General features: G+C 68.6%; 24 protein-coding genes. 20 read left to right on the top strand and 4 right to left on the bottom strand.

Features of this window, described 5'->3' with window-relative positions; genetic code table 11:
* The first annotated feature begins 19 nt into the window (after positions 1–19).
* From infA to rplQ, 6 genes are all read left to right on the top strand, one after another.
* Positions 20–241, top strand: a complete 222-nt coding sequence (gene infA, locus OPU70_RS17305; RefSeq protein WP_017201569.1) for a translation initiation factor IF-1 — start codon at positions 20–22, stop codon at positions 239–241.
* A gap of 64 nt (positions 242–305) precedes the next feature.
* On the top strand, positions 306–422 hold the full coding sequence (gene rpmJ, locus OPU70_RS17300; protein ID WP_033106073.1) for a 50S ribosomal protein L36: 117 nt from the start codon (positions 306–308) through the stop codon (positions 420–422).
* Between the two features lie 155 nt (positions 423–577).
* On the top strand, positions 578–952 hold the full coding sequence (rpsM, locus tag OPU70_RS17295; protein WP_042538794.1) for a 30S ribosomal protein S13: 375 nt from the start codon (positions 578–580) through the stop codon (positions 950–952).
* A gap of 32 nt (positions 953–984) precedes the next feature.
* Positions 985–1,383, top strand: a complete 399-nt coding sequence (gene rpsK, locus OPU70_RS17290; protein ID WP_042538796.1) for a 30S ribosomal protein S11 — start codon at positions 985–987, stop codon at positions 1,381–1,383.
* Between the two features lie 135 nt (positions 1,384–1,518).
* Positions 1,519–2,508: a DNA-directed RNA polymerase subunit alpha gene (locus OPU70_RS17285; RefSeq protein ID WP_042538798.1), complete on the top strand. Its 990-nt coding sequence runs from the start codon at positions 1,519–1,521 to the stop codon at positions 2,506–2,508.
* 33 nt (positions 2,509–2,541) lie between these two features.
* Positions 2,542–3,087 carry a 50S ribosomal protein L17 gene (gene rplQ, locus OPU70_RS17280; RefSeq protein ID WP_042538800.1) on the top strand — a complete coding sequence of 182 codons (546 nt, stop codon included), beginning with the start codon at positions 2,542–2,544 and terminating at the stop codon, positions 3,085–3,087.
* Positions 3,088–3,159: 72 nt separating this feature from the next.
* Here rplQ and OPU70_RS17275 read toward each other — a convergent pair whose 3' ends face one another.
* On the bottom strand, positions 3,160–4,731 hold the full coding sequence (locus tag OPU70_RS17275; protein WP_498558334.1) for an AMP-binding protein: 1,572 nt from the start codon (positions 4,729–4,731) through the stop codon (positions 3,160–3,162).
* Positions 4,732–4,894: 163 nt separating this feature from the next.
* Here OPU70_RS17275 and OPU70_RS17270 point away from each other — a divergent pair, with 163 nt between their 5' ends.
* The 12 genes from OPU70_RS17270 to OPU70_RS17215 are packed head-to-tail and all read left to right on the top strand — an operon-like array spanning position 4,895 to position 15,956.
* Positions 4,895–5,695: a sulfite exporter TauE/SafE family protein gene (locus tag OPU70_RS17270; protein ID WP_042538802.1), complete on the top strand. Its 801-nt coding sequence runs from the start codon at positions 4,895–4,897 to the stop codon at positions 5,693–5,695.
* A gap of 60 nt (positions 5,696–5,755) precedes the next feature.
* Complete coding sequence (locus OPU70_RS17265) at positions 5,756–6,211, top strand: FAS1-like dehydratase domain-containing protein (protein WP_498558333.1); 456 nt, start codon at positions 5,756–5,758, stop codon at positions 6,209–6,211.
* On the top strand, positions 6,211–6,609 hold the full coding sequence (locus OPU70_RS17260; protein ID WP_042538806.1) for a MaoC/PaaZ C-terminal domain-containing protein: 399 nt from the start codon (positions 6,211–6,213) through the stop codon (positions 6,607–6,609). Before OPU70_RS17265 ends, OPU70_RS17260 begins: the two co-directional genes overlap by 1 nt.
* Positions 6,609–7,754 carry a UDP-N-acetylmuramate dehydrogenase gene (locus OPU70_RS17255; RefSeq protein WP_376708818.1) on the top strand — a complete coding sequence of 382 codons (1,146 nt, stop codon included), beginning with the start codon at positions 6,609–6,611 and terminating at the stop codon, positions 7,752–7,754. Before OPU70_RS17260 ends, OPU70_RS17255 begins: the two co-directional genes overlap by 1 nt.
* Before the next feature lie 6 nt (positions 7,755–7,760).
* Positions 7,761–8,372 carry a nicotinamide riboside transporter PnuC gene (pnuC, locus tag OPU70_RS17250; RefSeq protein ID WP_042538808.1) on the top strand — a complete coding sequence of 204 codons (612 nt, stop codon included), beginning with the start codon at positions 7,761–7,763 and terminating at the stop codon, positions 8,370–8,372.
* A gap of 10 nt (positions 8,373–8,382) precedes the next feature.
* Positions 8,383–9,453 (top strand): AAA family ATPase, encoded by a 1,071-nt coding sequence (locus OPU70_RS17245; protein ID WP_042538810.1) that lies wholly within the window; start codon positions 8,383–8,385, stop codon positions 9,451–9,453.
* Positions 9,454–9,457: 4 nt separating this feature from the next.
* On the top strand, positions 9,458–11,026 hold the full coding sequence (locus OPU70_RS17240; protein WP_042538812.1) for an AAA family ATPase: 1,569 nt from the start codon (positions 9,458–9,460) through the stop codon (positions 11,024–11,026).
* Positions 11,023–11,697: a potassium transporter Kef gene (locus OPU70_RS17235; protein WP_475123173.1), complete on the top strand. Its 675-nt coding sequence runs from the start codon at positions 11,023–11,025 to the stop codon at positions 11,695–11,697. The genes OPU70_RS17240 and OPU70_RS17235 overlap by 4 nt, the downstream gene beginning before the upstream one ends.
* Entirely contained in the window at positions 11,694–13,568 is a 1,875-nt protein-coding gene (locus OPU70_RS17230) for a VWA domain-containing protein (protein ID WP_498558332.1), read from the top strand. The genes OPU70_RS17235 and OPU70_RS17230 overlap by 4 nt, the downstream gene beginning before the upstream one ends.
* On the top strand, positions 13,561–14,169 hold the full coding sequence (locus OPU70_RS17225; protein ID WP_498558331.1) for a phosphohydrolase: 609 nt from the start codon (positions 13,561–13,563) through the stop codon (positions 14,167–14,169). The genes OPU70_RS17230 and OPU70_RS17225 overlap by 8 nt, the downstream gene beginning before the upstream one ends.
* Positions 14,162–15,523: an AMP-binding protein gene (locus tag OPU70_RS17220; RefSeq protein WP_498558330.1), complete on the top strand. Its 1,362-nt coding sequence runs from the start codon at positions 14,162–14,164 to the stop codon at positions 15,521–15,523. Before OPU70_RS17225 ends, OPU70_RS17220 begins: the two co-directional genes overlap by 8 nt.
* A gap of 31 nt (positions 15,524–15,554) precedes the next feature.
* Positions 15,555–15,956: a VOC family protein gene (locus OPU70_RS17215; RefSeq protein WP_042538820.1), complete on the top strand. Its 402-nt coding sequence runs from the start codon at positions 15,555–15,557 to the stop codon at positions 15,954–15,956.
* 107 nt (positions 15,957–16,063) lie between these two features.
* Here the strand turns inward: OPU70_RS17215 and OPU70_RS17210 are convergent, their stop codons facing one another.
* The 3 genes from OPU70_RS17210 to ald are packed head-to-tail and all read right to left on the bottom strand — an operon-like array spanning position 16,064 to position 18,658.
* Entirely contained in the window at positions 16,064–17,263 is a 1,200-nt protein-coding gene (locus tag OPU70_RS17210) for a pyridoxal phosphate-dependent aminotransferase (protein WP_455905377.1), read from the bottom strand.
* 49 nt (positions 17,264–17,312) lie between these two features.
* Positions 17,313–17,537 (bottom strand): hypothetical protein, encoded by a 225-nt coding sequence (locus tag OPU70_RS17205; RefSeq protein WP_498558329.1) that lies wholly within the window; start codon positions 17,535–17,537, stop codon positions 17,313–17,315.
* A 26-nt stretch (positions 17,538–17,563) separates the two neighbouring features.
* Positions 17,564–18,658 (bottom strand): alanine dehydrogenase, encoded by a 1,095-nt coding sequence (gene ald / locus OPU70_RS17200; protein ID WP_498558328.1) that lies wholly within the window; start codon positions 18,656–18,658, stop codon positions 17,564–17,566.
* Between the two features lie 115 nt (positions 18,659–18,773).
* Here ald and OPU70_RS17195 point away from each other — a divergent pair, with 115 nt between their 5' ends.
* Entirely contained in the window at positions 18,774–19,283 is a 510-nt protein-coding gene (locus OPU70_RS17195) for an Lrp/AsnC family transcriptional regulator (protein WP_498558327.1), read from the top strand.
* Between the two features lie 174 nt (positions 19,284–19,457).
* Positions 19,458–20,534 (top strand): AraC family transcriptional regulator, encoded by a 1,077-nt coding sequence (locus OPU70_RS17190; RefSeq protein ID WP_079113378.1) that lies wholly within the window; start codon positions 19,458–19,460, stop codon positions 20,532–20,534.
* Positions 20,535–20,998: the final 464 nt, after the last annotated feature.

Here is a 20,998-nt window from a genome sequence, read left to right as displayed (position 1 = left end):
CAGAAGCGTCAGCGAGGCTATGGCTAAGAAAGACGGTGTCATCGAGATCGAGGGCGTGATCTCCGAGGCTCTGCCCAACGCGATGTTCCGCGTTGAGCTCTCCAACGGACACAAGGTCCTTGCAACGATCTCAGGCAAGATGCGGCAGAACTACATCCGCATCATCCCCGAAGACCGTGTCGTCGTGGAGCTCAGCCCCTACGACCTCACCCGTGGACGAATCGTCTACCGCTACCGCTGATCGGTCGAGAAGTAACACCCCAGGCACTCAGCCTGCCCGGTGAAGACAGCGAATAGGAAACATCATGAAGGTCAACCCCAGCGTCAAGCCCATGTGCGATCACTGCAAGGTGATCCGCCGCCACGGCCGCGTCATGGTCATCTGCAAGAGCAACCCGCGCCACAAGCAGCGCCAGGGCTGAGCGCCCGTCGGCCTGGCCGGCGGACTCTTCGAAGCTGACTCACAACTCAATACACACAACGGCAGGATCAGATCCCACGAGAGTGGGGGACACCTCGGGGCGGAGGCCCGAGCACCGATCCTGCTCCATACCTCCACAACACTCAGGAGAACCGCATGGCACGTCTTGCCGGCGTTGACATCCCGCGCGATAAGCGCGTGGTGATCGCCCTTACCTACATCTACGGCGTGGGCCGTACCCGCTCGGTCGAAATCCTCAAGGCTACGGAGATCGACGAGAGCATCCGCGTGAAGGACCTCAGCGATGACCAGCTGATCGCCCTCCGCGACTACATCGAAGGCACCTACAAGGTGGAGGGTGACCTGCGCCGCGAGGTCGCAGCAGACATCCGCCGCAAGGTCGAGATCGGCTCCTACGAGGGCGTCCGCCACCGTCGTGGCCTCCCGGTCCGTGGTCAGCGCACCAAGACCAACGCCCGTACCCGCAAGGGCCCGAAGCGCACCGTCGCAGGCAAGAAGAAGGCCCGCTAAGCGCGGCCCCCAGGGACTAGGAGAACACTTTCATGGCTGCACCCAAGGCCGCCGCGCGCAAGCCGCGCCGCAAGGAAAAGAAGAACATCGCGCTGGGCCATGCCCACATCAAGTCGACGTTCAACAACACCATCGTTTCGATCACCGACCCGTCCGGCGCTGTCATCAGCTGGGCATCGTCGGGTGGCGTGGGCTTCAAGGGCTCGCGCAAGTCGACCCCCTACGCCGCTGGTCTGGCCGCCGAGTCGGCTGCCCGTCAGGCGCAGGAGCACGGCGTCAAGAAGGTCGACGTCTTCGTCAAGGGACCGGGCTCGGGTCGCGAGACCGCGATCCGTTCGCTGACGGCCGCCGGCCTCGAGGTCGGCTCGATCCAGGACGTCACCCCGCAGGCGCACAACGGTTGCCGCCCGCCGAAGCGCCGCCGCGTCTGATCCGGCTTGTTGAGCCGCTCGGTCCTTCGGGGCCGAGCGGCTCGACGCCCGCCAGCGCGGGCATCGACTCCCAAAACTCAAAACCTCACCCCACCACATGTCATATAGCGGGCATGTGATCGAAAGGAACACAGAGTGCTTATTGCACAGCGTCCCACACTGACCGAGGAAAAGATCGTCGAGAACCGTAGCCGGTTCATCATCGAGCCTCTGGAGCCCGGCTTCGGATACACGATCGGCAATGCGCTTCGTCGCAGCCTGCTGTCGTCGATCCCCGGCGCCGCGGTCACCAGCGTTCGCATCGACGGCGTGCTGCACGAGTTCAGCACCATCCCCGGCGTGAAGGAGGATGTCACCGAGATCATCCTCAACATCAAGCAGCTCGTGGTCTCGTCGGAGCGCGACGAGCCCATCACTGCTTACCTGCGCAAGACCGGTTCGGGCGAAGTGACCGCCGCTGACATCTCGGCTCCGGCCGGTGTCGAGGTCCAGAACCCCGAGCTCGTCATCGCGACGCTCAACGAGACCGCGAAGTTCGAGCTCGAGCTCACGATCGAGCGTGGCCGTGGCTACGTCTCGGCGACGCAGAACCGCAACGAGTACGCCGAGGCCGGTCAGATCCCGATCGACTCGATCTACTCGCCGGTTCTCAAGGTCAGCTACCGCGTCGACGCCACCCGTGCGGGTGAGCGCACCGACTTCGACAAGCTCGTCCTCGACGTCGAGACCAAGTCCGCCATCAGCCCCCGCGACGCTGTCGCGTCGGCTGCGAAGACGCTCACCGAGCTGTTCGGTCTCGCTCGCGAGCTGAACGTCGAGGCTGAGGGCATCGAGATCGGCCCGGCACCGGTGGAGGCAGTGAACTCCAGCGAGCTGTCGATGCCGATCGAGGACCTCGACCTCTCGGTCCGCTCTTACAACTGCCTGAAGCGTGAGGGCATCAACACTGTTTCCGAGCTCGTCGCCCTGTCGGAGACGCAGCTCATGAACATCCGCAATTTCGGCCAGAAGTCGGTCGACGAGGTGCGCGACAAGCTCATCTCGCTCGGTCTGTCGCTCAAGGATTCGGTGCCCGGTTTCGACGGCGCCCACTTCTACGGCGGCAGCGAAGACGAGTCCTTCTGAAACCCGACCTTTCTGACCAGGAGTTAGACGATTATGCCCAAGCCCACTAAGGGTCCCCGCCTCGGAGGCGGCCCCGCACACGAGCGCCTGCTGCTTGCCAACATGGCGGCGCAGCTCTTCATCCACAAGTCGATCAAGACGACCGAGACCAAGGCCAAGCGCCTGCGTCCGCTCGCGGAGCGTCTCATCACGCTCGGCAAGCGCGGCGACCTGAACGCGCGTCGTCGTGCGATGACCGTGCTGCGCTCCAACAAGGACGCCGGACACGTGCTCTTCACCGAGATCGCCCCGCTCGTCGCAGACCGTGAGGGTGGCTACACCCGCATCACGAAGGTCGGCAACCGTAAGGGTGACAACGCCCCCATGGCAGTGATCGAGCTCGTTCTCGAGCCCGTCACCCCCAAGGCGAAGTCCACCAAGAAGGCTGCCAAGGCTGAGAAGCCCGCCGAGGTCGTCGAGGAGGCTCCCGCTGAGGAGGCTCCCGTCGAGGAGACCACCGACGCCGGCGCCGAGTCGCAGGCCGAGGGAGAGGCAGCCGAGGCTGCCGCCGAGGACGCTGTCGAGAAGAAGTCCGAGTAAGCACCTCGCTCGTTCCAAGAAGCCCGCCGCCCCGAAAGGGACGGCGGGCTTCTTCGTCTCCGGGCGCGGGGATCAGCGCGTGCGCAGATCCTTGCGCAGGATCTTTCCGGATGCCGATTTCGGAATCGTGTCGATGAACTCGACCTGTCGCACCTTCTCATGGGGTGCGACGTGCGCGGCGACGTGTGCCATCACGGCATCCGCATCGAGTTCCGCTCCCTGCTGCACCACCACGAACGCCTTCGGGACCTCCTGTCCATCGGCGTCCGGCACGCCGATGACAGCCGCATCGGCGATGGACGGATGCTCCAGCAGCACCGCTTCGAGAACCGCCGGCGCGACCTGATAGCCCTTGTACTTGATGAGTTCCTTGAGCCGGTCGACGATGCGGAAGATGCCGTCGTGCGTCACTGTCGCGACGTCGCCGGTGTGCAGCCAGCCGTCGGCATCGAGCATCTCGGCTGTCGCGTCGGGCCTGTTCAGGTAGCCGGCCATCACCTGGGGTCCGCGGATCAGCAATTCCCCCGGCTCGCTGGCGCCCTCGTCCGGCGCATCGACGTCGGTGCCGTCCTCTCCGACGAGCCGCGCCTCGGTGTTCGCGAGCAGCATGCCGACCGACGACCGGTCGATGTCCGGTCGGTCGTAGGGGATCGCATGGGTCACCGGGCTGGTCTCGGTCATGCCGTACCCCTGGCACACCGTGCAGCCGAGGCGATCAGCGACCGCAGACGCGAGGCCGCCGTCGAGGGGAGCGGCCCCGGAGAAGATGACCTTGATCGCCGAGGTGTCGTACTGGTCGACGAGCGGGTGCTTCGCGAGGGCGACGGCGATCGGCGGCGCGATGAAGACCCAGCTGGTCCGGTGCTCCTGGACGACGCGAAGGAAGTCCGTGAGATCGAACCTGGGCATCGTGACCAGGGCCGCGCGCTGACGCAGCGCGAAGTTCAGAAGCACCGTCATGCCGTAGATGTGAAAGAAGGGCAGGACGGCGAGCACGCGGTCGTCGTCGCCGAGAGAGATCGTGGAGCGGCACTGGCTGACATTGGCGATCAGGTTGCGGTGCGTGAGCATGACGCCCTTGGGGCGACCGGTGGTGCCTGAGGAGTAGGGGAGCACCGCGAGATGTGTCTCCGGATCGAAGCTCACCTCGGGTGCAGTGCGCCCCTCGCCGAGCAGGGCGGGCAGCGACGGATGCCCGTCGGCGCCGTCGAGGACGATGACGTGGTCGTCGTCGAGGCCCACAGCCGCGGCTGCCGCCTTCGCCCCGGCAAGCAGCGGTGAGACGGTGATGAGCCATGTCGCCTCGGCATCCGTCAGCTGATTCGCGATCTCATCGGGTGTGTAGAGGGAATTGATCGTGGTGGCCGTCGCTCCTGCGCGCAGGATGCCGTGGAAGACCGTCGCGAAGGCAGGGATGTTGGGGCACAACACGCCCACCTTCGTTCCGACGCCCACTCCACGTGCGGCGAGGGCGCCCGCGAACAGGTCGATCTGTGCGATCAGCTGGCGATAGGTCGTGGTGGCACCGCTGACACCGTCGACGATCGCGATCGCGTCGAGGCGGTCGTCCTCGACATCGCCGAACAGGAAGTCGTGGATCGAGACCGCCGGGATCTCGACATCGGGATAGGAACTGCGCACCATGAGATCTCCTTCGATCCGGGTCATCGACGACGCCGTCTGATGCGATCCAGTGTCGCACAGGAGGAGACCGGGTCCCAGGGGGGATCCTTCGCGCGGCGGTCGGGACGAGGGCCCCCGCAGTGCCGCGCGAATAGGAGAGGTCGCCTGCGAGTAGGCTGATCCGGTGACTGATGCAGAGACCCTGAGCAGAGGGCCTCGCGCCTATACGGCATTCATCGGCATCGGCCTGATCGCGGGCCTCCTCTCCGGCCTCTTCGGCGTCGGCGGCGGCACGGTGATCGTTCCGCTGCTCGTGCTCTTCCTGCACTTCAACCAGCGGCTCGGTGCCGGCACGTCGCTCGCCGCGATCGTCCCGACCGCGACGGTCGGCGTCATCTCGTACGCGATCAACGGATCGGTCGCCTGGATCCCCGCGCTGATCCTCGCCGCCGGCTCCGTCGTCGGCGCGCAGATCGGCACCCGGATGCTGCCGAAGATCTCGCAGACCGTGCTGCGCTGGTTCTTCGTCGGCTTCCTCGTCGTCGTCATCGTCAGCCTGTTCCTGGTCATCCCTTCGCGAGACGCGGAGTTCGAGCTGCAGCTGCTCAACGGGATCGCCCTCGTGCTGGTCGGCGTCGCCACCGGCATCCTGGCAGGGCTCATCGGGGTCGGCGGAGGCGTGATCGTCGTGCCGATCCTGATGCTCGCATTCGGCACCAGCGACCTCGTCGCCAAGGGCACGTCGCTGCTCATGATGATCCCCACCGCGATCTCCGGCACGATCGGCAACCTGCGCAACCGCAACGTCGACCTCGTGGCCGCGGCGCTCGTCGGAGTGTCAGCGTGCACCACCACCGCGCTCGGCGCGTGGTTGGCCACGCTGATCGACCCGCAGGTCGGCAACATGCTGTTCGCGGCATACCTCGTGGTCATCGCCGTGCAGATGGCCATGAAGGCGATCAAGGGACGCAAGAAGAAGGACTGAGCAGCTTTTGAACCGGCCTTCGGTCACCGAGCTCCACGACCGAGAACGTAGGATCGAGGGGTGGCAGTGAACCAAGATCTTCTCGGCCGGGAGTTCCCGCCGACGTCCCCCTATCTCGTCGGTCGCGAGAAGGTGCGCGAGTTCGCGCGCGCGGTCTTCGCCGACGCTCCGCAGCACACCGACGTCGAGGCTGCGCGTGCGGCCGGCTTCGCCGACGTCGTGGCGCCGCCGACCTTCGCGATGGTCATTCAGGATCTCACGCTGCAGCTGTTGCTCGCCGAGCCGGACTCGGGCATCGTGCTGGCGCGCACGATCCACGCCGAGCAGAAGTTCGCCTACTCGCGCCCGATCGTGGCGGGCGACGAGCTCACCGGCCGGCTGCGCGTGACCGCCATCCGCATGATGGGTGGCAACGCCATGATCACCAGCGCGGCAGAGATCACGGATGCCGCCGGCGAGCACGTCGTCACCGCCACCAGCGTGCTGCTGGTCGGCGCCGAAGAAGGAGCAGAGTGATGCCGTTCGCTGTCGGAGACGTCGTCGCAGAGCGCACGGTGCACATCACCCGCGAGTCGCTGGTGCGCTACGCGGGAGCATCGGGCGACTTCAACCCGATCCATTACCGTGACGACATCGCCGCCGAGGTGGGTCTGCCCGGCGTCCTCGCGCACGGCATGCTCACGATGGGCATCGCCTCGTCGGTGGTCGTCGCGGCCCTCGAACCGGGCACCCGCATCCTCGACTACGGCGTGCGATTCACCAAGCCGGTCGTGGTCGACCCCGCAGACGGAGCCGACCTTCACGTCGTCGCCACCGTCGGCGCCGTCGATGAGGAATCGACGCGCATCGACCTCAAGGTCACGTTCGGCGAGACGACGGTCCTCGTCAAGGCGCAGCTGCGCGTCGCCTCCTGATGGGCGACGGCGTGGTGCGCGAGGTCGAGCCGCTCAAGCTGGCCACTCTCACGACCCTCCGAACGGGTGGGGCCCCCGAGCGGATGCTCGAGGCGTCGACCTCCGCCGAGCTGGTCGATGCGCTCACCGACGTGTGGTCACGCGGCGACGAGTGGTTCGTCCTCGGCGGCGGCTCCAACCTGTTCATCGGTGACGAACCGTTCGAGGGAACCGTCATCCGGATCCTCACCCGCGGCATCGAGGAGCTCCCGTCGCCGCATGCCGGACGCATCCGCCTTCGTGTGCAGGCGGGGCACGGCTGGGACGATCTCGTCGCCTACGCCGTCGAGCACGGGTATGCCGGACTCGAGGCGATGAGCGGAATCCCGGGCACCGTCGGCGCCTCGCCGGTGCAGAACATCGGTGCGTACGGTCAGGAGATCCAAGAGACCCTGGTCGAGGTCGAGCTCATCGACGAGGCGACGGGCGAGGTGTCGGTCGTCCCGGCATCCGAGCTCGGGCTCGGGTTCCGAACCTCCGTGCTCAAGCATCACTACGGCGGTGTGCCGCAGCGCCGTGCCGTCATCCTGTCGGTCACGGTCGATCTTCTCGTCGCCGAGGAGCGCGTCGTCCGCGGCGAGCAGCTGCGCAGGGCGCTGGGGCTCGACTCCGACGCCCCTGTGCCGCTCACGTGGGTGCGGGAGCGGATCCTCGCCACGCGCGCGTCGAAGGGGATGCTGCTCGATGAGAACGACCCCGACACGCACGGCGTCGGCTCGTTCTTCCAGAATGCGATCGTGCCCGAGGTCGTCGCCCGCGCCCTGCCGCCCGAGTGCCCGCGGTGGCCGGTGACCCCTGACCTCGACACCGTCACGGTGATCCCCCTCGCCTCGTACGACGGCTATGTGCCCGCCGCGAAGCCCGAGGCGCCCGACGTGAAGGTGAGTGCCGCCTGGCTGATCGAGCAGGCCGGAATCCGCAAGGGTTTCAAGCTGCCGAGGTCACGGGCATCCGTCTCTACCAAGCACGCCCTCGCCCTCACCAACCGCGGCGGCGCGACGGCCGCCGAGGTCTCAGAGCTCGCCCGCTTCATCCAGAGCCGCGTCCATGCGGAGTTCGGGCTCGTGCTGCAGCCGGAGCCCGTGCTTCTCGGCGTCGAACTGTAGCGGCCCGTGTTCGAGTGGCTCCAGGCCGAGTGGCCTCAGGTTCTCGGCTTCGTCACGGGCGCGGTCTGCGTGTGGCTCGCCGGCCGCCGTAACGTCTGGAACTACCCGATCGGCATCGCCAACAACGTGGTGCTGTTCGTCGTCTTCATCGGCGCGGGGCTGTACGCGACATCGGCCCTCCAGGTCGTCTACCTGCTGATGGGTCTGCATGGGTGGTGGCGATGGACGCGCGGTGCGGAGCAGAGCCGCACGTATGTCGTCAACACGCCGCGTCGGGCATGGCCATGGCTGGCTCTCGCCGCGGTCGCGGGCACGGCCGTGCTGGTGTGGGTGCTCACGACGTTCACCGACTCGCAGGTCGCGATCGCCGATGCGGCGACCACTGCGGCGAGTCTCGTGGCGCAGTACATGCTGAACCGCAAGTGGATCGAAAACTGGTTCGTGTGGATCTGCGTCGACATCGCCTTCGTCGGCCTCTCGATCGCCGCGGGTCTCTGGGTCATCGCGGCGCTGTACGTGCTCTTCATCGCCCTGTGCGTGATCGGCTACCGCTCGTGGCGTCAGGCGGCCGTCGCCGACCGCGAGACCCCTGCGGTCGCGCCGTCCGCCCGAGCGTGAGGTGAGGCGCATGAGCGGACACGGTCTCGTCCTCGGCAAGTTCTATCCCTTTCACAGCGGGCATTCGCACCTGATCCGTCGGGCGCAGCGCGACAGCGACCGGGTCACCGTGCAGGTGCTGGGCGCGTCGGTGGAGTCGATCCCGCTGGAGGTGCGCGCGAGCTGGATCCGCGAGTCGCACCCCGGCGCGCGCGTCGTCGCGGCAATGGACGACGCCCCGGTCGACTTCGAGTCGCAGGCAGCGTGGGACGAGCACATGGCGCTGATCGCCTCGCTGCTCGACGGCCCGGTCGACACGGTCTTCTCGTGCGACTCGTATGGCGGCGAACTGGCCAGGCGCCTCGACGCGCGCTGGGTGCAGATCGACGAGGGGCGCCGGATCAATCCCGTCTCCGGCACGGCGATCCGTGCCGACGTCGCCGGCAACTGGCATGAGCTCGCCCCGGCCGTGCGCGCGTGGCTGACCGCGCGCGTGGTGGTGCTGGGCGCGGAATCCACCGGCTCGACGACTCTCGCCGAAGCGCTCGCCGATCGGCTGGGCACGCTCTGGGTGCCGGAGTACGGCCGCGAGCACTCCGTCATCCGCGAGGGCGGGCTGACCGCGCCGTGGCGCAGCGATGAGTTCGACCTCATCGTCGACCGGCAGATCGCCCTCGAGCAGCAGGCGCTCAGGCAGGTGCCGATGCCGGTGCTCGTGTGCGACACCGATGTGCTCGCGACGGCACTGTGGCATGAGCGCTACGTCGGCGCGGTGGCGCCGCGCCTGCATGAGGCGGCAGCCGCGCACCCGCCGCTCCTCTACGTGCTCACCGGCGACGAGATCCCCTTCGAGCAGGACGGCCTGCGCGACGGCGAGCACATCCGTCACGACATGCAACAGCGCTTCCGCGACGTGCTCGCCGCGCAGGACGTGCCATGGCTCGAGGTGCATGGCGATGTCTCGAGACGGGTCGACGCCGCGGCATCCGCGCTCGCACCGCTCCTCGCCGAGCACCTGAGCTTCGCCCTTCCGCTCGAAGCTCGGCCCCTCGACGAGCAGCGGGCGCTCCAGCAGAACGCCCGATCGACATCGTTAGGATGATCGCATGCCCGACCGCTGGAACCGAGTGTCCGCCTCACCCACGAACCCCGGCAGCGGCCACGGCGTCGAGTCTCTGACAGCCGAGGATCTCTTCCGCCCGGCCGCGCGCAGCACGGTGCCGCTGGATGAGAAGCTGCGCCAGGTCTACTACTGGATCGTCAACCGCGCAGTCATCTCGCCCTACTACGACATGGAGTTCTCGCACGGAGAGCCGCTGTCGATCGGGCTGGGGGATGCCGGGGCCGCGGTGTCCCTCCCGACGCAGGCGTCGTTCTCGTCGAACGTCCTCGTGCCGCTGCTCACCTTCGCGGTCGGGGGCAAGTGCCTGCTCATCGGAGGTCCGGGGCGCGGCAAGACGACGGTCGCCGTGCTCATGGGCGTGCTGGCCGGCACCGCCTCCGACGACGTGCGGCGCAGCGTGCAGCAGGGGCAGCCGCAGCTGACCGTCAGCGACCTCGTGGGCATCCCGCTTCCTCGCGACCTGGTCGCCGCCGAGCGTCTCACCGACATCCGCATCGCCTGGCGCGACTGGCTCGGGTTGCCCGTCAAGATCATCGACGAGTACAACCGCATCCCCACCAAGACCCAGTCGGCGCTGCTGACCATGGTGGCCGAGGGGTATGTCGAGAGCCACGACCAGATGCGCCGCACCGCGCCGGACGGCGGTGTGGAGAGCTGGTTCTTCACGGCCAACGACGATGCGGGCGGCGGTACCTTCCCGGTGATCCAAGCCCTTCGCGACCGGATGGACGTCACTGTGCAGGCGGCCGGATTCAACAGCCGATTCTTCGATGAGCTGATCACCCGCGTCGAGGCGGGGGAGAAGCCCGAGGAGCATGTGCCAGCCGAGCTGACCTTCGATTCGGCCGAGCAGACCGAGATGCGCGCGCAGATCCGCGCGGTGCCGATTCCGGATGCCGTGCGCGAGCGCCTGCGATTCTTCCTCAGCCACTTCGAGTTCGTGCAGCACGGCGGGCGCCGCTTCGAATACCGCACGAAAGACGTGGTGACCACCGCGGGCGGCCGGGTCGGCGAGGTGATCGAGGCGAACAGCGGCGCCGACCTCGAGATCGACCTCGGCGCGCAGACCCGCAACGGCCTGTCGGTGCGCGCCTTGCAGACGCTCATCATCTACGCGAAGGCGATCGCGTGGTTCCGGGGTGCGGATGCCGTCGAAATCGATGACGTCGCGGCGGTGCTGCCGTTCGTGCTCCGCGGAAAGCTGCTGCCGAACGCCACACATCCGCGGTTCGATGTCGGGGCGGAGCGCGAGCTCAGCACCGACACGGTGAGTTGGCTGGCCGACCTGTTCACGCAGTCATGCCGCCAATACGACGCCCTCGGGCGCGACGCCGACGATGCGGTCGCTGCCCTGCTCAGCGAGTTCGACCGCGGGCTCGATGGCCTCCCGGCGCTCGAGGCATCCCGCCGCATCACCGCCGTCGAGGCCCAGCTGCGCCGGATCGCGACGGTGGGCAAGCTCTACGGTCGTGACTTCGACGACGTGATCGCGCTGAAGTATCTGCATCAGCGGTACACGGCGTATGTGCGCTGGCAGGAGCTGCGCGGGTGAATCGTGTCCCCGTGCAGCTCGCGAATGCGCCGGCTCCGTTCCCTCCCGCTGACCTGCCCGATCTCTCCGCCGCCGGACTCGACACCGCGCTGGCGTCGACCTCGGTGCGGGCCGCGCACGGCACTCCGCTGCTGTTCGCCAGGGCGCTCGCCGCGGGACTGGCGCAGGATCCGGCGGCGGCGACCGACCGCGACCGGGCGCTCGATCTCGTGTCGGTCGCCGCGTGGCGGTCGGGCGCTCTCGGTCTGCGCGTCGACGCACTTGATCGGCTCGAGCATCTCGACACCGCCGAGCAACGTCTGGCCGCTGCGGCGACGCTCGGACTCGGCGTCGACGTGCTCGACGAATTCCGTCGCAGGCAGCGGACGGATCGCTTCTGGTGGCCCGGTCGTGCCGACCAGCGCGGGTATGTGCTCGCTGTCGGGGGGTTCCGCGGAATCGGGGGCGCCTGGATCCGGCCTCCCGAACGCGTCGACACTCTGGCGGACGCCGGAGCCTTCGCGATCCTCGTCGCGGGTTCGTGGTGGCGACTCGACAGCGACGTCTGGGGTGCGAGTCTCTCCGTGCTCTCCGAGGCGCCGAGCGAGGTGCATACCCGCGACGACGGGGTGAGCATCGTCATCGGACCCGACACCCATCTCGCCTGGGTGCATGTGCGGGAGCAGGAGTGAAGGCTCCTGTCGATCGGGTGCCGCTCACCGACGACGCCCGCGCGGCGTGGGAACGGGCTCTGGATCTCTGGCGGGTGCGGCTCGACGATCCGGCGGTGCGTCCGGGCGCAGCCGACGAGCACGGTGCGCCGGCCTGGTTCTCGTTTCCGCCGTCGGTGACCGTCGACCCTCGCTACCTCGCCGAGCGCGGCCTGGCCGATGAGCTGTGGAGCATGTTCGCCCACGAGATCGGCCACCACGTGCTCGCCCCCAGCACGCGGATCGACTCGCTCAAGATCGACCATCAGATGGCGAAGGCGATCGCCGCCGTGTCGCTGCGCCCGAATCCGGGGGAGGGAGCGCGGCGGCTGTCGAACCTGTGGAGCGATCTGCTGGTCAACACGCGGCTCGCGCAGCTGCAGCGGGCCGAGCAGGGGAGAGCGGGCACCGCCACGCGTGATCTCGGCATCGTGCGCCTCGGTCGAGCGCTCTACCCGGCACCCCAGGGAAGCACGGACCGCCTCTGGTGGGTGTACTGCCGAGCGTACGAGCTGCTGTGGCAGCTGCCGTCCGGCACCCTCTGCGAGCTCGACCCGCCTCCGCGGCCGGCGCGGGCTCTCGCGCAGACGAACCTCGTGCCGCTGAGCCGGATCCCCGAGAAGCACCGTGAGAAGGAACGACTGCTGCGTGCGGCACAGGCGGAGAGCGCGCGGGTGGCCGCCGAGCTCGCCGGCGCGACCGCCACCAACCCCGCCGTCGACGCGGCCTTCATCGCCGACGCCGTGCGGACCTTCAGCACCGACCCGGTCTCGGGTGCCGCCCGCTTCGGCGTGATCGCCGCGCCGTACCTGGCCGAGCTCGAGGGTGCTGCTGAGAGCGGTGCCGGCGAGCCGGTCAGCGGATGCGGTGTCGACGACGCACCGGCGACGGCCGACGAGCTCGGCCGCATCCTCGCCGACCAGCGCCTGCGAGACGACCTGCCTCGGCATCCGGGCATGGTGCTCGACCCCGAAGGCGAGGACGCTGCAGATGACGCATCGGATGCGGGTTCCGGCAAGGACGGCCAGCGTCTGACGATCGCGCGGACGCTCTCGCTCTATCGGGAGAGCGGTGAGGACGCCGTGCTCTCGGCCTGGTACCGCAACGAGGCGGCCCGGTGGGTGCGCCCCTACAGCCGCCCCGCACCCATGAGGCCGGTCGGCGGCATCCCCGGTCCTGTCGAACTGTGGGAGGTGGGCGATGCGCTCGCCGACCTCGACTGGCCGTTGACGATGCGCTCGGGCACTGTGATCCCCGGCGTCACCACACGCCGGCGTTCCGAGCTCGCCGACGAGCCCCTCCTGCAGGAGACGAGTCTCGAACTCGACCTCTACATCGACTCCTCGGGTTCCATGGCACATCCGCGACAGGGCTCACCCGCGGTGCTCGCGGGGACGATCCTCGCGCTGTCGATCCTCCGCGGCGGTGGCAGGGTCAGAGTGACCAGCTTCTCGGGAACCGGAGACGTGGCGGGGATGCCGCGCTTCGGCCGCGATCCCTCGGAGATCATCGCCGCGATCTCGCTGTTCTTCGGTCGATCGACGTCGTTCCCGCTCGACCTGTACTCCGCCAGATACGCCGGTCTTCCCGCGGCAGCAGAAGACGTGCCCCGTCATGTGGTGGTGCTGTCGGACGACGGACTCGTATCGATGTTCGGGGTGGGCAACGAACCGTACGCCGGCGTCGCCAGGACCGTTCGCGAGGTGCTCACGACGGGTACGCTCGTGCTCATGGACCCCCGACGCCAGGTCGCGACGCTCGCCGAGCGCGACGGCTACGACGTGGTGTACCTCCGGACGATGGCCGATGCACCGGCTGCGTGCGCGGCTCTGGCGGCGGCGCTGCATGGCTGACACCGAGGCGCTGCTCGCCGCCTGGAGCGAGCGCTCGGACGGAGAGGTCGCGGCCTGGGCTCGCGCGAGGCCGGGGCCGTCGCTGGAGTCCGTCGCGACGCGGATCTCCCGCATCCCTCAGGAGTTCCTCGATGAGCGCATCTCGCTGCGAGCGCTCGCCGGAGACATCCTGGGCGGGCAGATCAGCGCTTCGGCATTCGACGAAGACCCGCGCGTGCGCCAGGGTGCCGCGATCGGCCTGTGGCTCGTCGCCAGCGAAGACGTCCTCGAGCCGCTCGAGCCGGCACTCGCGAGCGGCTGGGCCGCCCTCGCGGTCGACGCGCTCGCACTGCGCGTGGCCCCGGTCGCGTCGCCGTCGGACTGGACCTCAGACGATGAACGGCGCACCGAAGCCGCGCGCACGTTCCTGCTCTGGTGCGGGTTCCTTCCGGCAGGCGAGGATGCCGCGACCGCCGCCTCCCTGCTGGCGGCCTGCGACTCGCTCGCCCGCAACCGGGCGCTCGCCGAGGCATTCGAGGGGCACCGGCACAGGGCCGAGATCGCTCGGAAGCTCGCAGAGGCACGCCGCAAGGAGGCGGCTGCGAGGTACTCCAGTGAGTGACCCCGACCTCCGAGGGGCGCTCGCGCTCGCCGAATACGCACCGGGGGAGGCCGCGGTGCTCTCCGATGCCGAGCGCTGGCCGACGATCGACGCCGCAGGCACTGCTCGACTGACCCGTTGGCGGGAGCATCCCGACGCTCCGCACTGGACGCATGCCACGGGCGACCGCCTCACCGCAGAACAGGTGCAGCGGGTGCGGCATCCGCTCTCGACCGACGGCTGGCTGGTCGATCATCTCGCCGCCGCGCGACGCACGCTGCGGTATCGCGGGATGCCGACAGATGCCGCGCTCGACGACTTCCCCACGATCTCGCGGTCGGACCTCGTCGACGACCTCGCGGCGTTCGTGCCGCTCGATGCGGACCTCTCCCGGATGCTGCACGGCACGAGCTCCGGTTCGACGGGCGCGGCGCTGCTCATCCCCGATGACGTCGAGGAGGTCGCGCGCGGCTTCCACCTGCTCGTCGCGCTCGCGGCGTCTGCGGGGGCCACGGTGACGGCCGACGGCGAGCGGGTGGCGGTGGCGAACCTCGTCTTCCAGCGTCAGGCCTTCACCTACGTGTCCACGATCTCGAGCTTCGCACACCGGGCGATGGCGCGGCTCAATCTGCATCCGACGGCGTGGAGCGGTCTCGATGCCCGCGCCCGATTTCTGGCCGAGGCGGACCCGCAGATCCTCAGCGGACACCCGACGAGCCTCGCCGAGCTGCTCGACGCCGGACTCGACGCCGTGCTGCATCCCGCCGTGGTCTTCTCCGGCGCGATGGCGCTGTCGGCTGCGCTGCGTGCACGACTCCACGCGGCGTTCGAGTGTCCCGTGGTCGACGTGTACGGCTTGCACGAGACGCGCCCGATCGCCGCGCGCACCGATGACGGGCCGTTCCGGGTGCTCGATCGCCGCGTGCACGTCGAGGTGTGGGATCCCCGGCGCGAGGTCGCGCTGCCTCTCGGCGAGATGGGCGAGATCGTCGTGACCGCGGGAGAGAACCCCCTGCTGCCGCTGGTGAGGTACCGCACGGGCGACTACGGGCGCCTGGTGCACCTCGACGATGGGGTGCTCGGCATCGCCGACCTCGAGGGGCGCCAGAACACGCGGTTCCGGGCCGGCGACGGCACTCTCGTTCCCTGTGTCGAGCTCACGCAGCATCTGCAGGCACGCGGTGCCCAGGGGTGGTCGATCGAGCAGGCTGCCTCCGGTCGCGTGCACGCCGTGATCGTCGGCGGAGACGAGCCCGCCATCCGCGTGGCGCTGGACGCGCTGCTCGGGGTCGAGGTCGAGCTGCGGCAGGTCGAGCGCCTGATCGACCTCGGCGAGGGCAAGCCCCGGCGCTATCGCAGCGCCGTGCCCGACTGACAACGTCGCCCGTTCGCCGTACACTCGCGGCATGAGCGGACCGATCCCCTACCTTCTGTTCCCCGGGAACGCAGCCGAAGCGCTGGAGCACTACCGTTCGGTCTTCGGAGGTGAGCTTCAGCTCCTCGACTACGCCGGCGCCGGACGACACGACGGGCCGGGAGATGCGATCGCACACGGCCAGCTCGCCGGGCCGGTCGGGCTCGCGGGTGCGGATGCCGGAGCCGACGACGACGCGGTGCAGATGAGCGGGATGTTCCTGTCGCTGCTCGGCACCGCAGATGCCTCGACGCTGACCAGCTGGTACGACCAGCTGGCCTCGGACGGTCGCGTGATCGACGCCCTGCAGAAGCGCCCGTGGGGCGACTACGACGGCACGGTCATCGATCGCTACGGCATCCGCTGGCTGATCGGATTCCACGACGAGGAATGAGCGCGAGCGGGGCTCCGATCATCGAGCCCGGCCATGACACCCGAGACCCCCTCACATCCATGTGGAGTGAGGGGGTCCCGGGTGTCGCGGCAGAGTGGGAGTGCGACTCAGGCGAACAGACGCTGCAGGCGCTGCACGCCCTCGAGGAGCTGGTCGTCGCCGAGCGCGTACGACATGCGGATGTAGCCGGAGGGACCGAACGCCTCGCCGGGAACCACGGCGACCTCTGCCTGCTCGAGGATGAGGTCGGCGAGTTCGAGCGAAGTGGTCGGCGTCTTGCCGCCCCAGGTGCGGCCGAGCAGACCCTGCACGTCGGGGTAGACGTAGAACGCGCCGAGCGGGTTGGGCACGACGAGTCCGTCGATCTTCGACAGCTCCGACACGATCAGGCGGCGACGGCGGTCGAACGCCTCGCGGAACTGCTCGGCCTCGGTCTGGGGGCCGTTGAGTGCGGCGATCGCGGCCTTCTGGGCGACGTTGTTCACGTTGCTCGACAGGTGCGACTGCAGGTTGGCGGCGACCTTGATGGCATCCGCCGGTCCGACCATCCAGCCCACGCGCCAGCCGGTCATCGCGTAGGTCTTCGCGACGCCGTTGACGAGGATCGTCTGGCCGGCCACCTCGGGCACGGCCTCGACGATCGAGGTCGCCTTGACGCCCTCGTAGGTCAGGTTCTGGTAGATCTCGTCGGAGATGACCCAGATCCCGTGCTCGAGAGCCCACTCGCCGATGGCCTTGGTCTCTTCAGCCGTGTAGACGGAGCCCGTGGGGTTCGAGGGGGAGACGAACACGAGCGCGGTGGTGCGCTCGGTGCGAGCGGCCTCGAGCTGCTCGACGGTGACCTTGTAGTCCTGGTCGGCGCCCGCGAACACCTCGACGGGGGTGCCGTCGGCGAGGCGGATCGCCTCGGGGTAGGTGGTCCAGTACGGAGCGGGAAGAAGCACCTCGTCGCCGGGGTTCACCACTGCCTGGAATGCCTGGTACACGGACTGCTTGCCGCCGTTGGTCACGATCACCTGGCTCGGTGACACCTCGAGTCCCGAGTCGCGCAGCGTCTTCGCGGCGATGGCCTCCCGCAGCGCCGGAAGACCCGGAGCCGGGGTGTAGCGGTAGCTCGCCGGGTCGGCGAGAGCCTCGGCCGCTGCGTCGACGATGAACTGCGGCGTCGCGAAGTCGGGCTCGCCCGCGGCATACGAGATGACGGGCTTGCCTTCGGCCTTGAGGGCCTTCGCCTTGGCGTCGACCTTGAGGGTCGCGGATTCGGCGATGGCGGAGAGCTTGCGAGAGAGAGGAGCGCGTTCGGTCACGACTACGAGCGTACTCGGGTGGGGCGTCCGGATGACGGGTCGGATGCCGTCAAGAATCGTGGTTCTTTCCGGCGCTCGCCGCGGACTCGACAGGCGCAGCGCCTCGTGCTCGTCGTCGCTGCCGCTGCACGAGGAGGAACGCGCCGATCGCGATCGCAAGGCACGGGAGGCCGAACGGCAGCGTCGCGCGGAACTCGTCGGTGAGCGCGGTCGAGATCGCGATCGCGAGCATCAGCACGGCGCCGACGATCGCGCCCGGCCGGGAACCCCGCACGGACTATCTGGTGTGTCCGCAGCTGCTCAGGCGGACGTGAGGCCGTGGGCCGTCGCCACGGCATCCAGGGTGATGCGTCCGCCCTGGACGTTGAGGCCCTTGGCGAGTGCAGCGTCGTCTGCCGCAGCGCGCTCCCAGCCCTTGCCCGCGATGGCGGAGACGTAGGGGAGGGTGGCGTTGGTCAGCGCCCTCGTGGCGGTCTCGGGCACGGCGCCGGGCATGTTCGCGACGCAGTAGTAGATCGAGTCGTGCACCGCGAAGGTGGGGTCGTCGTGCGTTGTCGGACGGGATCCCTCGAAGCATCCGCCCTGGTCGATCGCGATGTCGACGAGCACCGAGCCGGGCTTCATTCCGGCGACCATGTCGTCGGTGACGAGCTTCGGCGCTGCGGCACCGGGGATCAGCACCGATCCGATCACCAGATCCGCCGTCGCGAGCTCTTCGGCGATGTCGTACCGGCTCGACGCACGCGTCTGGAGAGCGCCGCCGTAACGGTGCTCGAGCTCGCGCAGACGCGGAAGCGAGATGTCGATCACCGTGACCTGGGACCCGAGGCCGAGCGCGTTCGCAGCCGCATGCTCGCCGGCGACGCCGCCGCCGATCACGACGGTCTTGGCGCGCGGGGCCCCTGCGATGCCGCCCATCAGCACTCCGCGTCCCCCCGCGGATCGCATGAGTGAGTATGAGCCCATCGTCACAGAGAGGCGACCGGCGATCTCGCTCATCGGCACGAGCAGAGGCAGGCTGCGGTCGGGCAGCTGCACCGTCTCATAGGCGACGGCCGTGGTTCCCGCGTCGACGAGCGCGGTCGTCAGCGCCCGATCTGCGGCGAGATGCAGATACGTGAAGAGGGTGAGGTCCGAGCGCAGGAATCCGTACTCCTGGGCGATCGGCTCCTTCACCTTGATGAGAAGGTCTGCCTCGCCCCAGGTCTCCTCGGCGGTCTCGACGATCTCGGCGCCGGCGATCCGGTACGCCTCGTCGGAGATGCCTGAGCCGACTCCCGCTCCCGACTGCACGAGCACGCGGTGGCCCTCGTGAACCAGCCGATCGGCACCCGCGGGGGTGAGCGCGGTGCGGTTCTCGTTGTTCTTGACCTCGGTCGGCACGCCGATCTTCATCGATCCTCCAAGTGACGGTTGCGTGAGTGCATCTCAGAATCGCAGAAACGTCGACGATTCGACAGATTCCCTGAAGAACATTCGTTTCATCCGCGAATCCTGCATAATCATTCGCATGGAGACGTCATCCGAAGACCCTCAGGCGAACACCCTTCGGGCGCCGGCACTCGATGCGGTCGATGCCAGGATCGTACAGCTGCTGAGCGCGGACGGCCGGATGACCAACGCAGAGCTCGCAGGCCAGCTCGGAGTGGCACCGTCGACCGCGCACGCCCGTCTGCGCGCACTCGTCGAGCGGGGAGTCATCAGCGGCTTCCACGCGAGCGTCGACGAGCGGATGCTGGGCGCCGGACTGCAGGCCATCATCGGCGTGACCCTGCGTCCCAGCGGGCGCAGGGAGAGCATCGTCGAGTTCGCCGACCGGGTGCGGGTGCTGCCGCAGGTCATCCAGGTGTTCTTCCTCGGCGGAGACGACGACTTCCTGTTGCACATCGCCGTGGCGGACTCCTCGGAGATGCGCGAATTCGTGCTCGAGCACCTCTCTGCGCAGAGCAGCGTCGCCTCGACCCGGACCAGCATCGTGTTCGACTATCACCGCAACTCGGTCGCCGCGTCCTTCCGCTGAGCTGCCGACGTCGCCCCGCCGTCGGACGGCGCATCCGCCGCCTCGGTGCGCGGGGTCGACGTCGTGCGGGGCTCGGTCGAACGTATATATTGCTGTGCCTCATCGGGCGGAATTATCGTGAGGGCGGGGATTGGGGCGGGCGCAGAAGGCGGCTCGCACCCGCTGGGGGATGCGATGGCACGAGTACTCGATGATGCGGAGATGGCCGCATGGCTGGGTCGGCTCTCAGGCGGACTGTGGTCGCCGCCAACAGGAGGAGCAGACGGTGGGGTGCCGGCGTGGTTCGGCACCGAGGTGATCCGGCTCGACGGCCATCACGGGATGCTCCAGCTGTCGAACTTCGGGGCGATGAGATCCGACGATCCCGACGCGTTCGAAGCCGCGCTCCTTCGTCGGTCCATCGGCATGACCATGCTCTACAGCACACTCGAGACAGCTCACACCGTGAGCTACGACGGCGCCACCCTCGAAGACGAGGACATCATCATCATCGGAATGGTGAGCCAGGGTGGACAGCGCCTGCACACGGCCGCGGGAGTGCAGTCCATGGTCGTCGGGAGAATGGGATTCATGTCGAGCCTGGGGCCATCGGCCGTCGAGCAGCTCGGTGTGACCGACACGACAGGAGTCGTCGTGCCCGCCGCTGCTGTCGCGGGCTATCGGCATGTCCTGGCCCGCGGAGCCGACATCTTTCCGGATACCCCGCTCACCCGCGCGGCCGGTGCGTCTCTGGCGCGGATGCTGTTCGAGTGGGCCCAGGATCCTGACCAGGGTGTGGGAGCGCTCGCCGGCACCGAGGCCGCACTGCTCGCGATGGTGCGGGGCTTGTTCCGGCAATTCCCCGGTGACGGCGAGATGGACAGGGCCAGCGAACTCCGCGCCGAGGCCGGAAGGATCATCGAGCGACGCCATCGCGACGCGTCGTTCGGCATCGAGGATCTCGCGGTCGAACTCCACGTGAGTCGACGCCAGCTGTTCCGGCTGTATGCGGGAACCGACGAGAGTCTTGCGGCGCGCCTGCTGCGACGACGACTGATCACTGCACGAGAGGAGCTGCTGTCCGTTCCCCCGCAAGACCTCTCCGCGGTCGCCGAGCGATCGGGCTTCTCCGATGCGGCAGCCTTGCGCGCGCAGTTCTCGCGCCACGTCGGGCACAGTCCCAGTGCCTTCCGTCTCGCTGCGCGCAGTCGACCAGCGCGTCTGGCAGAGGCGATGCTCCTCAGCGATGAGCAGCAGGGGCCGTCCGTCTGATCCATCGCCACCATGTCGGTCCGCTCGTGGCCGCAATGAGTCGATCCGCGGTCATCTTCCGCATGTCAATGCCTGCACCGGGCGGGGCGCAGGCGAAGAACGCTCTGAACCGGCGCGCGAGAGACGTGGTGTGCACGGTGCGCGAAGTGACGCCCGACCGCGAATCCGGCGCCATCGGGCGCACTGAGTGCCGAAGTTCGTGCTCCCGGTGACAGGTCGATCGCGAGCGCTTCTGGTTCGGCCGGCCCGTGCATAACCTGAACCTGCCCGTGTCCCCAGGCGGGCCATGACGGCAGGTGAGGGAGAAGCCGCGGCTTCCGACACGCCCGCCGTCACGGCTTCCGGACGAGGCGGGATCGCCCGTCCGGAAGCTCGGGGGAAGGCGCGAGAGCGTCGGGCACGACGGATCGTCGGCGCGCAGCGCCGGCGGACGTGGGGGGGGGGGGGGGGGGGGGGGGGGGGGG

This window comes from Microbacterium sp. SWDP-B6, assembly GCF_059803615.1.
The sequence above is the reverse complement of the archived record's forward strand: the minus strand, read 5'-3'. Positions and strand labels throughout refer to the sequence as shown.

Coding starts and splice junctions, on each gene's coding strand:
- OPU70_RS17215 (WP_042538820.1), top strand. CDS start 15,555: ATGAGCGGACCGATCCCCTACCTTCTGTTCCCCGGGAACGCAGCCGAA.
- ald (WP_498558328.1), bottom strand. CDS start 18,658: ATGAAGATCGGCGTGCCGACCGAGGTCAAGAACAACGAGAACCGCACC.
- OPU70_RS17255 (WP_376708818.1), top strand. CDS start 6,609: ATGGGCGACGGCGTGGTGCGCGAGGTCGAGCCGCTCAAGCTGGCCACT.
- OPU70_RS17260 (WP_042538806.1), top strand. CDS start 6,211: ATGCCGTTCGCTGTCGGAGACGTCGTCGCAGAGCGCACGGTGCACATC.
- rplQ (WP_042538800.1), top strand. CDS start 2,542: ATGCCCAAGCCCACTAAGGGTCCCCGCCTCGGAGGCGGCCCCGCACAC.
- OPU70_RS17245 (WP_042538810.1), top strand. CDS start 8,383: ATGAGCGGACACGGTCTCGTCCTCGGCAAGTTCTATCCCTTTCACAGC.
- rpsK (WP_042538796.1), top strand. CDS start 985: ATGGCTGCACCCAAGGCCGCCGCGCGCAAGCCGCGCCGCAAGGAAAAG.
- OPU70_RS17225 (WP_498558331.1), top strand. CDS start 13,561: ATGGCTGACACCGAGGCGCTGCTCGCCGCCTGGAGCGAGCGCTCGGAC.
- rpsM (WP_042538794.1), top strand. CDS start 578: ATGGCACGTCTTGCCGGCGTTGACATCCCGCGCGATAAGCGCGTGGTG.
- rpmJ (WP_033106073.1), top strand. CDS start 306: ATGAAGGTCAACCCCAGCGTCAAGCCCATGTGCGATCACTGCAAGGTG.
- OPU70_RS17240 (WP_042538812.1), top strand. CDS start 9,458: ATGCCCGACCGCTGGAACCGAGTGTCCGCCTCACCCACGAACCCCGGC.
- OPU70_RS17275 (WP_498558334.1), bottom strand. CDS start 4,731: ATGGTGCGCAGTTCCTATCCCGATGTCGAGATCCCGGCGGTCTCGATC.
- OPU70_RS17195 (WP_498558327.1), top strand. CDS start 18,774: ATGGAGACGTCATCCGAAGACCCTCAGGCGAACACCCTTCGGGCGCCG.
- infA (WP_017201569.1), top strand. CDS start 20: ATGGCTAAGAAAGACGGTGTCATCGAGATCGAGGGCGTGATCTCCGAG.
- OPU70_RS17190 (WP_079113378.1), top strand. CDS start 19,458: ATGGCACGAGTACTCGATGATGCGGAGATGGCCGCATGGCTGGGTCGG.